The following is a 12,127-nucleotide window of genomic DNA, read 5'->3' as shown; positions in this document are numbered from 1 at the left end:
ATGACACCGCCGAAGGCGGAAGACGAGCTGGCGCAACCGCTCGACGTGGCGCCGGCCGAAGCGCTGGCGGCGCCGCATCCGCGGCCGGGCCTGCATGCGGTCAGCCGCTCCGGCCTGGTGCTCGCGGCGCTGGGCGCCATCGCGTTCTCGGGCAAGGCAATCATCGTCAAGCTGGGTTACCGCTATGGCGCGGACGCGGTGACGCTGCTCGCGTTGCGCATGCTGGTGGCATTCCCGTTCTTCCTGATGATGGGATTCTGGGCGGCACGCCGTAGCGCGTCGCTGTCGGGTGCGGATCGCCTGAGGATCGTGCTGCTCGGTTTCCTGGGCTATTACCTGGCCAGCTTTCTCGATTTCGCCGGCCTGGCCTACATCACCGCCACGCTGGAGCGACTGATCCTGTACCTGACCCCGACGCTGGTCGCACTGATCGGCTGGCTGGCGTTCGGCAAGCGGATCTCGCGGCGGCAGGCGCTGGCGCTGCTGGTCAGTTATGCAGGCGTGGCGCTGGCGTTCGGCCACGACCTGCAGGCCGGCGGTTCCAACATCATGCTGGGCGGTGCGCTGGTGTTCGGCAGCGCGCTGGCCTATGCGCTCTACCTCGTGGGAAGCGGCGAACTGGTCGCGCGCGTCGGTGCGGTACGCCTGACCGCCTACGCCAGCAGCGTGGCCAGTGTGCTGTGCCTGCTGCAGTTCGTCCTGCTGCGCCCGCTGCAGGCCATGGTGCTGCCGTGGGAGGTGTACGCACTGTCGCTGGTCAACGGCACGCTGTGCACGGTGCTGCCCGTGCTCGCAGTGATGATGGCGGTGGCGCGCATCGGCTCCGCGCTGGCCGCGCAGGTCGGCATGGTCGGGCCGGTATCGACCATCGTGCTGAGCCTGCTGCTGCTCGGCGAACCCATGGGGCCCTGGCAGGTCGCGGGTACGGTGCTGGTGATGGCGGGCGTATTCGTGGTCTCGCAGCAGAAGACCGTCGCGCGCTGATCTTGCGCGTTAGGCGGGAACGCTCACGTCGGCCAGCCACTGCACCACGTGCGCGAGCGCTTCCGCGTGGGAGTCGCCGGCCAGCCTGCGGTCGCGGAAGCGCTGCAGCTGGCGGTGCGCGCTGGTGCCGTCCTCGAGGATGCGCCACACCCGATCGACCTGCGCCATGCAGCCGAGATGGCGGATATCGTCGTCGAGCGCCCGCAGCGTACTTTCCAGCATCTCGCGCACCGGAACGAGACGCTGGCTGCCCAGGTCGATCAGTCCCGCGTCGAAGCCGTGGCGTTGCGCACGCCACAGGTTCTCCGCGATCACCGCCTGGTCGCTTGCATGCAGGTCGGCATGCAACGCGGGGTGGCGTTCGAGGTGCCTGACGAGGCAACGGAACAGCTGTGCGATCGCCAGCGCATCGCGCGGGTCGGTGCAGGCATCGGTGACACGCAGCTCCAGCGTGGGGAAGGCGAGGGAGGGACGCACGGCCCACCACAGGAAACTCGCATCCTGGATCGCACGGCCATCAACCATGCGCTGCACGTACTGGTCGTACTCCGTCTGGTCGCGGAACAGCGGAGGCAGGCCGGTGCGCGGAATCTCCTGGTAGGCGGTCTGCCTGTATCCCATCAGGCCGGTGTCGTGGCCCATCCAGAACGGGGACGATGTACTGAGTGCGAGCAGGAGGGGAAGGAAGGGCTGCACCCGCGCCATCAACGGGATGCGCCGGTCGGGCGCGGCCGGCTGCACGTGCACGTGCAGCCCGCACAACAGGTTGCGGTGCCCCAGCATCTGCAACTCGTCCATCACGCGGTCGTAGTGGGGTTTGTCCGTGCTGCGCTGGCCGCGCCATTGCGCCGTCGGATGGGTGCCGGCCGCGATTATTCCGAGCCCGTGTCCGCCCGCGATGCGGCCGACGGTGCCGCGCAGGGCGAGCAGTTCGGCTTCCGCCGCGGGTGCGTCGTCATGGACGCCTGTCTGCACCTCGACCTGTGTCTGCAGCATCTCGCTGCCGAAACGGCCGCCCAAAGCCGTGCGGCACGCATCGAAGAAGCGTCGCGGCATGTGCCGCAACCGGCGGCCATTCCGGCGCACGAGGAAATACTCTTCCTCGATGCCGAAGGTGTAGGGATGCGCGTCGCGCTGTGCTGCGTTCGCCATGTCCGGGTTATCGCACCGGGCAAGTGAACGGCATGTTCAACCGCGCGCAGCGGTCGTACCCCAGGCCTGCCAAGGAGGTGGCGTCGCGACGCCACACCTGCGATCGCTTGCTGCGATCAGGCTTCCAGGGAAGCCAGGTCGCCCTTCGTCTCCAGCCACGCCTTGCGGTCCGACGCACGCTTCTTCGCCAGCAGCATGTCCATCAGGCCACGTGTCTGCGGCTCGTCGTCCACAGTCAACTGCACCAGGCGTCGGGTATCCGGATGGATGGTCGATTCGCGCAACTGGGACGGGTTCATTTCACCCAGGCCCTTGAAGCGGGTGACGTTGACCTGGCCACGGATCTTCTCGCGCTCGATCTTCTCAAGCAGAAGGCGCTTCTCTTCCTCGTCCAGTGCGTAGAACACCTGCTTGCCCACGTCGACGCGGAACAGCGGCGGCATCGCGACGAACACGTGGCCCGCGTTCACCAGCGCCGGGAAGTGGCGCAGGAACAGCGCCGTCAGCAGCGTGGCGATATGCAGGCCGTCGGAGTCCGCGTCGGCGAGGATGACCACCTTGCCGTAGCGCAGCCCGCTGATGTCGTCCTTGCCCGGATCGCAGCCGATGGCGATGGCGAGGTTGTGCACTTCATCGGAGGCGAGCACCGAGGTGCTGGCGACTTCCCAGGTGTTGAGGATCTTGCCGCGCAGCGGCAGGATCGCCTGGAAATCCTTGTCGCGTGCCTGCTTGGCCGAGCCGCCGGCCGAGTCGCCTTCCACCAGGAACAACTCGGTGCGCGACAGGTCCTGGCTGATGCAGTCGGCCAGCTTGCCGGGCAGGGCGGGGCCCTGGGTGACCTTCTTGCGGACGACCTGCTTTTCCGTCTTCAGGCGCGCGCTGGCGCGCTCGATGGCGATCTGCGCGATCTTCTCGCCGAGGTCGACATGCTGGTTCAACCACAAGCTGAAAGCATCGTGCGCCGCGCCTTCGATGAAACCGGCGGCCTGGCGCGAGGACAGGCGTTCCTTGGTCTGGCCGCTGAACTGCGGGTCGGTCATCTTCAGCGACAGCACGAAGGTGACGCGATCCCACACGTCTTCCGGTGCCAGCTTCACGCCGCGCGGCAGCAGGTTGCGGAAATCGCAGAACTCGCGCAGCGCGTCGGTCAGGCCGCTGCGCAGGCCGTTCACGTGGGTGCCGTGCTGGGCGGTGGGAATCAGGTTGACGTAGCTTTCCTGCACCAGCTCGCCATCCGGCACCCAGGCCACGGCCCAGTCGACGACTTCGCTGTCCTTCTTCAGCTGGCCGACGAACAGCTCCGGCGGCAACAGCTCGCGGCCGGCCATCTCGCCGCGCAGGTAATCGCGCAGGCCGTCCTCGTAGTGCCAGCGGTCGCGCTCGCCGGTGGCTTCGTCGAACAGGGTGACGTTCAGGCCCGGGCACAGCACGGCCTTGGCGCGCAGCAGGTGCCTGAGCGCGCGCACGTTGAACTTGGGCGTGTCGAAATACTTCGGGTCGGCCCAGAAGCGCACGCGGGTACCGGTGTTCTTCTTGCCGACGCTGCCGACCACTTCCAGCGGCGTGGCGCGGTCGCCGTTGCGGAAGGTGATGCGGTGTTCGCTGCCTTCGCGCTTGATGTGCACTTCCACCAGCGTGGACAGCGCGTTGACCACGCTGACGCCCACGCCGTGCAGGCCGCCGGAGAACGTGTAGTTCTTGTTGCTGAACTTGCCGCCGGCATGCAGGCGGGTGAGGATCAGTTCCACGCCCGGGATCTTTTCCTCGGGATGGATGTCGACCGGCATGCCGCGTCCGTCGTCGCTGACTTCGCAGCTGCCATCCTTGTACAGCGTGACCTCGATGCTGCCGGCGTGCCCGGCCAGCGCCTCGTCCACCGCGTTGTCGATGACTTCCTGCGCCAGATGGTTCGGGCGCGCGGTGTCGGTGTACATGCCGGGCCGGCGCTTGACGGGGTCAAGGCCGGAAAGGACTTCGATGTCGGCGGCGTTGTAGCGACTGCTCATGGGTCTTCACGTTCTCGATACGGCGGCGCAGCGCCTGGGCGCCGCAGGATGACGAAGGGCAGGGACAGTGGGCCACGGGGCCGTCGCAGGGTGCGCGACGCGACGGGCGTTCCATCCGGACTTTCGGACCGGGCCGCAGTGTGCGGCCAGTGCGGCTTTTTTTCCATGTTCAGTCGAGGGCCGGGCAGCGGGCGCTAGGCTTGCGCCGTGGACATGGACGCCCTTGGGAACGCCATCCGGCGCCCCCAGATTCCCGCCATCCACGAGGAGCATTGCCATGAAGTCCCGCAACCTGTTGCTGCTGTCCGCCGCTGCCATCGGCGCGCTGTTCGCGGTCCAGGCGTTTGCCCAGTCCCGTACCGCCGCGGACGCCGACAAGCCGAAGCAGGACCAGTCCCAGACCAGTGATCCGTCCGATCCGGAAGCGAAGGCGCGCCGTCGCGCCGCCAACGAGGCCGCCGCCAAGCGCAAGGCCGCCGAAGGCCAGCAGAAGAAGGCTGGCGAAGAAGACGAAGAGCGCAAGCCCTGATCCTTGCCGTCGTGCCATGACCCTTGCGGCGCAAGCGTTTCAGGCACGGAAATGACGCACTGACACCCCGCTTCGGCGGGGTGTCACGCTTCCGGGCGACACGCGTTGCCTGTAGACTATGGCTTTCCGGAGCCCCGCCCATGACTCCCCTGATTTTCGTTACCGGCGGCGTTGTGTCCTCGCTAGGCAAGGGCATCGCCGCCGCTTCGCTTGCGTCCATTCTCGAAGCACGTGGCTTGCGGGTCACGATGATGAAACTGGACCCCTACATCAACGTCGACCCGGGCACCATGAGCCCGTTCCAGCACGGCGAGGTGTACGTCACCGACGACGGCGCCGAAACCGACCTGGACCTGGGCCATTACGAGCGCTTCGTCCGCACGCGCCTGAGCCGCAAGAATTCCGTCACCACCGGCCGCATCTACGAGAACGTGATCCGCAAGGAGCGTCGTGGCGACTATCTCGGCGCCACGGTGCAGGTGATCCCGCATATCACCGACGAAATCCGCCGCTGCATCGACGAAGCCACCGAAGGCTTCGACGTGGCGCTGGTGGAGATCGGCGGTACGGTCGGTGACATCGAGTCGCTGCCGTTCCTTGAAGCCATCCGCCAGATCCGCACCGAACGTGGCCCCGAGAAGGCGCTGTTCATGCACCTGACGCTGGTGCCGTACGTCGCCGCCGCGGGCGAACTGAAGACCAAGCCCACGCAGCACTCGGTGAAGGAGCTACGCTCCATCGGTATCCAGCCGGACGTGCTGCTGTGCCGTTCCGAGCAGCCGATTCCGGATTCCGAACGCCGCAAGATTTCGCTGTTCACCAACGTTCCTGAGCGCGCGGTCATCAGCGTGCCGGACGTCGATGTGCTGTACCGCATCCCGATGGGCCTGCGAGGCCAGGGCCTGGACGAGATCGTCATGCGCCAGTTCCGCGTCGAGAACGCCCAGGCGGCGGACCTGTCCGAGTGGGAAGCCGCCGTCGATGCGACGCTCAACCCGCTGGACGAAGTGACTATCGCCGTCGTCGGCAAGTATGTCGACCACCAGGACGCCTACAAGTCGGTCGGTGAAGCACTCAAGCATGGCGGCCTGCGCCAGCGCACGCGCGTCAACCTGAAGTGGATCGAAGCGCAGGAGCTGGAGAATACGGACATGGCCCTGCTGCAGGGCGTGGACGGCATCCTGGTGCCGGGAGGCTTCGGCGACCGTGGTTTCGAGGGCAAGGTGCTGACCTCGCGCTTCGCACGCGAGCAGCGGGTGCCGTATTTCGGTATCTGCTACGGCATGCAGGCGGCGGTGGTCGATTATGCACGCCACGTGGCGGGTCTGGACGACGCCAACAGCACCGAGAACGACAAGCAGTCGCCGCATCCGGTGATCGGCCTGATCACCGAGTGGCGCACGGCCACCGGCGATGTCGAGAAGCGCGATGAGCGCTCCGACCTCGGCGGCACCATGCGCCTCGGCCTGCAGGAGCAGCGGCTGAAGCCCGGCACGCTGGCGCGCGATCTCTACGGCAAGGACGTGGTCGCCGAGCGCCACCGCCACCGCTACGAGTTCAACAACCGCTACCGCACGCAACTGGAAGACGCCGGCCTGGTAATCGCCGCCAAGTCGATGGACGACCTGCTGGTGGAAATGGTGGAGCTGCCGCGCACCGTGCATCCGTGGTTCCTGGCCTGCCAGGCGCACCCGGAATTCCTGTCCACCCCGCGCGACGGGCATCCGCTGTTCGTCGGCTTCATCCGCGCCGCGCGCGAGAAGAAGGCCGGCGGCAAGCTGTTGAAGGAAGCCCGCGCTTAACTGTCCTGCATCGGTGCCGCCCCGTGCGGCGCCTGCAACGAAGGAGTGGTGAATGAAACTCTGTGGATTCGACGTCGGCCTGGACCAGCCCCTGTTCCTGATCGCCGGCCCCTGCGTGATCGAGTCGATGCAGTTGCAGATCGATGTCGCCGGCCGCCTGAAGGAGATCACCGGCAAGCTGGGGATGAACTTCATCTTCAAGTCCAGCTTCGACAAGGCCAACCGCACGTCCGGCACCAGCTTCCGCGGCCCGGGTATGGATGAGGGCCTGAAGGTGCTGGACGCGGTGAAGAAGCAGGTCGGCGTCCCCGTCCTCACCGATGTGCACGAATACACGCCGATGGATGAGGTCGCCGCCGTCGTCGACGTGCTGCAGACGCCGGCGTTCCTGGTGCGCCAGACCGACTTCATCAAGAAGGTCTGCTCGGCCGGCAAGCCGGTCAACATCAAGAAGGGCCAGTTCCTGTCGCCGTGGGACATGAAGCCCGTCGTCGAGAAGGCCAAGGCCACCGGCAACCAGGACATCATGGTCTGCGAGCGCGGCGCATCGTTCGGCTACAACAACTTGGTCAGCGACATGCGCTCGCTGAGCGTGATGCGCGATACCGGCTGCCCGGTGGTGTTCGACGCGACGCATTCGGTGCAGTTGCCGGGCGGGCAGGGCAGCAGTTCGGGCGGCCAGCGCGAGTTCGTGCCGGTGCTGGCGCGCGCCGCCGTCGCGGTCGGTGTGGCCGGCCTGTTCGCCGAGACGCATCCGGATCCGTCCAAGGCGCTGTCCGATGGCCCGAACGCGTGGCCGCTGGACAAGATGGAAGCGCTGCTCGAGACGCTGCTGGCGCTGGACTCGATCACCAAGAAGAACGGATTTTTGGAGAGTTCGGTCTGATGGGACCGACCGGCGGTCCGTCCTGGGCGGCGCAGGCGGTATCCGCCTGCATCTTGCTCGCGTCGGCATGGTTTCCGCTACGCGCGGAGGCCTGCAGGACGAGTCCGCCAATGCGCGCTCCGCCGATCGCCGAACTGGTGCAGACCTCGGGCGTGATCGCCATCGTCCACGTCGATCGCATCCATCCGTTAACGGCTGAAGAGGCCGCATTCTCCGAGCGCATGTTCAGTGATCCGCCGTTGAATGTACCGATCCGCCTGCCTACCCAAACCGCCGATGTCACCCTCGTGCGCAGCCTGAAGGGAGCGCTTCCAGAAGGCGCACGCATCGACAGTGGGATCACCAGCTGCGATGTCGTGCTGATGGAAGGGCGCGAGTACCTTATCTTTGCCCAGGCGGCGGTCGAGCCAAGCGACAAGATCGCCCCCCGGTACGGCACGTTTATGATCGACTCGAGTCCGAGAAGCGTTGCGGCTCTGGCCGAAGTGGAACACTCCCTTTCCTCCAACCCGACCCCACCATGACCAACATCGCCAAGATCCACGCCCGCGAAATCCTCGATTCCCGCGGCAATCCGACCCTCGAAGCCGAGGTCACGCTGGAAGACGGTTCCTTCGGTCGTGCCATGGTGCCGTCCGGCGCCTCGACCGGGACCAAGGAAGCGGTCGAACTGCGCGACGGCGACAAGACCCGCTACCTGGGCAAGGGCGTGCGCAAGGCGGTGGAGAACGTCAACACCACGATCGCCACGGCACTGAAGGGCTTCGATGCGGCCGACCAGGAAGGCCTCGACCGTCGCCTGATCGACCTGGACGGCACCGAAAACAAGGGCCGCCTGGGCGCCAACGCGCTGCTCGGCGTGTCGATGGCGAATGCGCATGCGGTGGCGGCATCGAAGAAAGTCCCGCTGTGGCAGCACCTGGCCAACGGCAATGACGTCACCCTGCCGGTGCCGATGATGAACATCATCAACGGTGGCGCGCATGCCGACAACAACGTGGATTTCCAGGAGTTCATGGTGCTGCCGGTCGGCTTCGATTCGTTCGCCGAATCGCTGCGTGCCGGTACCGAAATCTTCCATTCGCTTAAGTCGGTGCTGAAGGGCCACGGCCTGAGCACGGCGGTCGGCGACGAGGGCGGTTTCGCTCCCGACTTCCGTAGCAACGTCGAGGCGCTGGACACCATCCTGGAAGCCATCGGCAAGGCCGGCTACACCGCTGGCGAAGACGTATTGCTGGGTCTGGACGTGGCGTCCAGCGAGTTCTTCGACAACGGCAAGTACCACCTGGTCGGCGAGAACAAGCGCCTGACCAGCGATCAGTTCGTCGACTTCCTCGCCGACTGGGCCGCGCAGTACCCGATCATCACGATCGAAGATGGCCTGGCCGAGGACGACTGGGCCGGCTGGAAGCTGTTGACCGATCGCATCGGCAGCAAGGTGCAGCTGGTCGGTGACGATCTGTTCGTCACCAACCCGAAGATCTTCAAGGAAGGCATCGAGTCCGGCACCGCCAACGCCATCCTGATCAAGGTCAACCAGATCGGTACGCTGACCGAGACGCTGGAAGCCATCGCGATGGCCGCCAAGGCGAACTACGCGGCCGTCGTGTCGCATCGTTCGGGCGAGACCGAGGACACCACCATCGCCGACATCGCCGTCGCCACCACGGCGACGCAGATCAAGACCGGTTCGCTGTGCCGCAGCGACCGCGTGGCCAAGTACAACCAGCTGCTGCGCATCGAAGAGGCGCTGGGGAGCAAGGCGCGCTACGCCGGTCGCAACGCCTTCGTGTCGCTGAAGCAGTAATCCATGCGCAAGGCGCCCTGGCTGCTGCTGGTACTGGTACTGCTGCTGGGATGGCTGCAGTACAAGTTCTGGTTTGGCGTCGGCAGCTCCGGCCAGGTCGTCGCGCTGGAGCAGCAGGTCGATGTGCAGAAGCGCGAGAACGGTGGCCTGCAGGAGCGCAATGATGCGCTCGCTGCCGAAGTCGAGGACCTCAAGTCCGGTGAATCGGCGGTGGAGGAGCGCGCGCGCAGCGAGCTGGGCATGATCAAGCCTGGCGAAAAGTTCTACCGCGTGGTCGAACCGGTCCCGCCATCGCCCGAAGCCAATGCAGACGGCGGTGCCGACACCACGGAGCCGACGCCCTGATGGCTCGCATCTGGGCCGTCGTGCCAGCGGCCGGACGTGGCACCCGCTTCGGCGCCGAGCTTCCCAAGCAGTATCTCGAAGTGGACGGCGCACCGTTGATCGCGCACACGCTGACGGCGCTGTTCGCGCACGAGGCGGTCGAAGGCGCGGTGGTGCCGGTGTCGGAAAACGATCCCGACTGGCCGCGCTGGACGGAATTCGCCGGCAAGCCGGTGCACGCCTGCGTCGGCGGTGCGAGCCGCGCCGCGTCCGTGCTGGCGGGGTTGCGCGCGCTGCCTGATGAGGTGCGCGCTGACGACTTCGTGCTGGTGCACGATGCCGCACGCCCCAACCTGTCGCTCGCCGACCTGTCGCAGTTGCTGGAACGGGGACGCAACGATCCGGTCGGCGCGATCCTCGCCGCGCCGGTACGGGATACGTTGAAGCGCGCGGGCGACGATGGCGGCATCGATGGCACTGAATCCCGTGAGCGTCTCTGGCGCGCATTCACGCCGCAGTTGTTCCGCCGCCTGCAGTTGACGCGGGCGTTGGAGTCCGCCCTGGCGGATGGCGTCGACGTCACCGACGAAGCGATGGCGATGGAGCGTCTGGGTTTGCGTCCCTTGCTGGTGGAAGGCTCCGAAAGCAATTTCAAGATCACCACGCCGGCGGACCTGGACCGGTTCGCCTTCGAACTGGCGCAGCGGAACTGCTGACGCAGCCACGGGATTTCCATGTCGACCTCCTTGAACATCCGCATCGGCCAGGGCTTCGATGTGCACGCCTTCGGCGACGGCGACCACGTCATGCTGGGCGGCGTGCGCGTGCCGCACGATCGCGGCGTGCTGGCGCACAGCGATGGCGACGTCGTGTTGCACGCGCTGTGCGACGCGATGCTCGGCGCCCTGGCGCTGGGCGACATCGGCAGGCACTTCCCGCCATCGGACGATCGCTGGAAAGGGGCCGACAGCCGCGCCTTCGTCCGTCACTGCAAGACGCTGGTCGGCTGGCAGGGCTGGCAGGTCGGCAATGTCGACATCACCGTGATCTGCGAGCTGCCGAAAGTGGGGCCGCATGCCGACGCGATGCGCGCCTGCGTCGCGGAAGACCTGGGCCTGGACATCGGGGCGGTCAGCATCAAGGCGACCACGACGGAAAAACTGGGTTTCACCGGGCGCGGCGAAGGCATCGCGGCACAGGCCGTGGTGTTGCTGGTGCACGCATGAGCGAAGCGTTGCCTCGCGCGTTCGGCGCGCCGGTGCTGTCGGCGCGCATCCGCAGCACCCCGGAAGATTTCTTCGTCGAGGAACAACCTGGCTTTGAACCGTCGGGCGAAGGCGAGCACCTGCTGCTGACGATCGAGAAGCGGGGCATGAATACGGCGTTCGCGGCCAAGCGCATCGCTGCGTGGGCCGGGATTGCCGACATGGGCGTCGGCTATGCGGGGATGAAGGACCGGAATGCGGTCACGCGCCAGCGTTTCAGTGTGCACCTGCCGCGCAAGGTCGCCCCCGATCTGGCAGGACTGGGGTCCGATGATCTCAGGGTGATCGACTCGGCGTGGCACTCTCGCAAGCTGCCTCGCGGCGCGCTTGCAGGCAACCGATTCGAATTGGTTTTGCGTGACGTCACCGGGGACACGGAGGCCATCGAAGCGCGACTACGGGACATGGCCGCGCATGGCTTGCCGAACTGGTTCGGCGAGCAACGCTTCGGTCGTGATGGAGGTAACGTCGCCGCGGCGCTGGCGATGTTCGGCGGCCGACGCGTACGGCGTGAACAGTGCTCGATCCTGATATCGGCCGCGCGCTCCGAACTGTTCAACCGTGTATTGGCCGCTCGCCTGGCAGACGGCAGTTGGAACCGGGGCTTGGAGGGGGAGGTCTGGATGCTGGCGGGCAGCCGCAGCGTGTTCGGGCCGGAACCATGGACCGAGGCGCTTGCGCAGCGACTGGCCGGTTTCGATATCCATCCGACTGGTCCGTTGTGGGGGCAGGGCGAAACGCGCGTGCAGGCTGCGGCATTGCAGTGCGAAGCCGAAGCGCTGCGGGATGACGAGTCGATGGCGTTGCGAAGCGGCTTGGAAGCCGAGGGGCTGCGCCAGGAGCGCCGTGCGCTGCGGCTGAGGCCGGAGGGCTTTGCGTGGTCATGGCGGTCGACGGATGTGCTGCGGCTGGCCTTCGCGCTGCCGCCAGGCAGTTACGCCACCGCTGTCCTGCATGAGCTGGGCGAAGCGCTCGATGCGGGAAGCGACCGTCTGTCGGAGCGCGTCTGACGGCACTGGAAGTCATCTGTCGCCGGCGTATAAGCGGAGTGGGCGCGCCGCGCCGCATCATGCGTCAGGTGGCGTAGGCGAGACCGGACACGTTTCCTGCTCTGGAGAATCGCCATGAACGCCATGATCCAACGTGCGCTTGTCCTGATTGCCTGCGTATTGCTGGCTGCCTGCGCCAGCGCCGGCAAGACCGCAACTTCGCCCCCGCAAGAGCAGCGCGCGCTCACCGCCGAACAGCAGTACATCGCGTATGTCGAGCGGGTTGCGCGGCGGCGCGGCATCCAGGTGACCTGGGTCAACCCGCCCCACCTCAGGGAAAAGGTCGACAGCAAGCATTGACGTGCTTGCCGGACGCGCCGCTC

General features: G+C 66.5%; 13 protein-coding genes. 11 read left to right on the top strand and 2 right to left on the bottom strand.

Annotation, left to right across the window (positions count from 1 at the left end; translation table 11 throughout):
• Complete coding sequence (locus AX730_RS10165) at positions 1-984, top strand: DMT family transporter (RefSeq protein WP_083537842.1); 984 nt, start codon at positions 1-3, stop codon at positions 982-984.
• A gap of 9 nt (positions 985-993) precedes the next feature.
• Here the strand turns inward: AX730_RS10165 and AX730_RS10160 are convergent, their stop codons facing one another.
• Both AX730_RS10160 and parE read right to left on the bottom strand, forming a co-directional pair.
• Complete coding sequence (locus tag AX730_RS10160) at positions 994-2,136, bottom strand: carboxylate-amine ligase (protein WP_062355696.1); 1,143 nt, start codon at positions 2,134-2,136, stop codon at positions 994-996.
• Between the two features lie 116 nt (positions 2,137-2,252).
• On the bottom strand, positions 2,253-4,142 hold the full coding sequence (parE, locus tag AX730_RS10155; protein ID WP_062355694.1) for a DNA topoisomerase IV subunit B: 1,890 nt from the start codon (positions 4,140-4,142) through the stop codon (positions 2,253-2,255).
• 277 nt (positions 4,143-4,419) lie between these two features.
• On the opposite strand from parE, the gene AX730_RS10150 reads away from it, so the two are divergent.
• The 10 genes from AX730_RS10150 (at position 4,420) to AX730_RS10105 (ending at position 12,104) form a co-directional block, all read left to right on the top strand.
• Positions 4,420-4,671, top strand: coding sequence for a hypothetical protein (locus AX730_RS10150; protein ID WP_062355691.1), 252 nt, complete (start codon positions 4,420-4,422; stop codon positions 4,669-4,671).
• Between the two features lie 140 nt (positions 4,672-4,811).
• Positions 4,812-6,473, top strand: coding sequence for a CTP synthase (locus AX730_RS10145; RefSeq protein ID WP_062355688.1), 1,662 nt, complete (start codon positions 4,812-4,814; stop codon positions 6,471-6,473).
• Positions 6,474-6,525: 52 nt separating this feature from the next.
• Positions 6,526-7,359 carry a 3-deoxy-8-phosphooctulonate synthase gene (gene kdsA / locus AX730_RS10140; protein WP_062355686.1) on the top strand — a complete coding sequence of 278 codons (834 nt, stop codon included), beginning with the start codon at positions 6,526-6,528 and terminating at the stop codon, positions 7,357-7,359.
• 110 nt (positions 7,360-7,469) lie between these two features.
• Complete coding sequence (locus tag AX730_RS10135; RefSeq protein WP_062355683.1) at positions 7,470-7,883, top strand: hypothetical protein; 414 nt, start codon at positions 7,470-7,472, stop codon at positions 7,881-7,883.
• The gene (eno, locus tag AX730_RS10130; protein WP_062355680.1) at positions 7,880-9,166 is read left to right on the top strand and encodes a phosphopyruvate hydratase; all 1,287 of its coding nucleotides are present in this window, start codon (positions 7,880-7,882) and stop codon (positions 9,164-9,166) included. The genes AX730_RS10135 and eno overlap by 4 nt, the downstream gene beginning before the upstream one ends.
• A gap of 3 nt (positions 9,167-9,169) precedes the next feature.
• A complete protein-coding gene (gene ftsB, locus AX730_RS10125) occupies positions 9,170-9,511 on the top strand; it encodes a cell division protein FtsB (RefSeq protein ID WP_062355676.1) in 342 nt (113 codons plus the stop codon).
• Entirely contained in the window at positions 9,508-10,206 is a 699-nt protein-coding gene (ispD, locus tag AX730_RS10120; protein WP_157074195.1) for a 2-C-methyl-D-erythritol 4-phosphate cytidylyltransferase, read from the top strand. The genes ftsB and ispD overlap by 4 nt, the downstream gene beginning before the upstream one ends.
• Before the next feature lie 18 nt (positions 10,207-10,224).
• Positions 10,225-10,716: a 2-C-methyl-D-erythritol 2,4-cyclodiphosphate synthase gene (gene ispF, locus AX730_RS10115; protein ID WP_062355668.1), complete on the top strand. Its 492-nt coding sequence runs from the start codon at positions 10,225-10,227 to the stop codon at positions 10,714-10,716.
• A complete protein-coding gene (truD, locus tag AX730_RS10110) occupies positions 10,713-11,765 on the top strand; it encodes a tRNA pseudouridine(13) synthase TruD (RefSeq protein WP_062355665.1) in 1,053 nt (350 codons plus the stop codon). The genes ispF and truD overlap by 4 nt, the downstream gene beginning before the upstream one ends.
• 114 nt (positions 11,766-11,879) lie before the next feature.
• Complete coding sequence (locus tag AX730_RS10105; RefSeq protein ID WP_062355662.1) at positions 11,880-12,104, top strand: hypothetical protein; 225 nt, start codon at positions 11,880-11,882, stop codon at positions 12,102-12,104.
• Positions 12,105-12,127: the final 23 nt, after the last annotated feature.

The sequence above is a fragment of the Pseudoxanthomonas mexicana genome, from assembly GCF_001556105.1.
In the GTDB taxonomy this organism is placed as follows: domain Bacteria; phylum Pseudomonadota; class Gammaproteobacteria; order Xanthomonadales; family Xanthomonadaceae; genus Pseudoxanthomonas_A; species Pseudoxanthomonas_A mexicana_A.
This window is presented reverse-complemented; position numbering and strand designations above follow the sequence as displayed.

What these genes read in the sequence shown, in the direction of transcription:
- AX730_RS10145 (WP_062355688.1), top strand. Translation starts at nt 4,812, where the DNA reads ATGACTCCCCTGATTTTCGTTACCGGCGGCGTTGTGTCCTCGCTAGGC.
- truD (WP_062355665.1), top strand. Translation starts at nt 10,713, where the DNA reads ATGAGCGAAGCGTTGCCTCGCGCGTTCGGCGCGCCGGTGCTGTCGGCG.
- eno (WP_062355680.1), top strand. Translation starts at nt 7,880, where the DNA reads ATGACCAACATCGCCAAGATCCACGCCCGCGAAATCCTCGATTCCCGC.
- ispF (WP_062355668.1), top strand. Translation starts at nt 10,225, where the DNA reads ATGTCGACCTCCTTGAACATCCGCATCGGCCAGGGCTTCGATGTGCAC.
- AX730_RS10150 (WP_062355691.1), top strand. Translation starts at nt 4,420, where the DNA reads ATGAAGTCCCGCAACCTGTTGCTGCTGTCCGCCGCTGCCATCGGCGCG.
- parE (WP_062355694.1), bottom strand. Translation starts at nt 4,142, where the DNA reads ATGAGCAGTCGCTACAACGCCGCCGACATCGAAGTCCTTTCCGGCCTT.
- AX730_RS10165 (WP_083537842.1), top strand. Translation starts at nt 1, where the DNA reads ATGACACCGCCGAAGGCGGAAGACGAGCTGGCGCAACCGCTCGACGTG.
- ftsB (WP_062355676.1), top strand. Translation starts at nt 9,170, where the DNA reads ATGCGCAAGGCGCCCTGGCTGCTGCTGGTACTGGTACTGCTGCTGGGA.
- AX730_RS10105 (WP_062355662.1), top strand. Translation starts at nt 11,880, where the DNA reads ATGAACGCCATGATCCAACGTGCGCTTGTCCTGATTGCCTGCGTATTG.
- AX730_RS10160 (WP_062355696.1), bottom strand. Translation starts at nt 2,136, where the DNA reads ATGGCGAACGCAGCACAGCGCGACGCGCATCCCTACACCTTCGGCATC.
- AX730_RS10135 (WP_062355683.1), top strand. Translation starts at nt 7,470, where the DNA reads ATGCGCGCTCCGCCGATCGCCGAACTGGTGCAGACCTCGGGCGTGATC.
- kdsA (WP_062355686.1), top strand. Translation starts at nt 6,526, where the DNA reads ATGAAACTCTGTGGATTCGACGTCGGCCTGGACCAGCCCCTGTTCCTG.